Genomic DNA, 259 nt, shown 5'->3' on the forward strand with positions numbered 1-259 from the left:
CTGTGATCCAATGGCGGCAACCGGGCGGGAGGCCCACGCGGGGAAGCATGGCCATGGCGCCGGACACTGCATCGTTAGCGATTTTCGGGGCTTACCTGTTGGCCGCCACGCTGGCGTCGTGGCGCGGGTTCTGGTGCCGGCATGCGAAGCCGCGCGAACGCGGCAAGGTTGCGCTGGGCGTCATCGGCATGGCCGTGTTCGCCGCGATAGCGCTGCTCCCGGTGGCGCAGGCGCTGCACACCGGGCAGATGCCCTGCTG

The 259-nt window shown here is 69.9% G+C and carries 1 protein-coding gene; it reads left to right on the plus strand.

Annotated elements, in window-relative coordinates; translation table 11 throughout:
* Positions 1-47 precede the first annotated feature (47 nt).
* Positions 48-259, plus strand: a 212-nt coding sequence (locus SB773_RS32860; protein WP_410594596.1) for a hypothetical protein, incomplete at its 3' end; no start/stop codon positions are given.

It is taken from the genome of Bacillus sp. SIMBA_074, from assembly GCF_046534555.1.
In the GTDB taxonomy this organism is placed as follows: Bacteria; Bacillota; Bacilli; order Bacillales; family Bacillaceae_G; genus Bacillus_A; species Bacillus_A mycoides.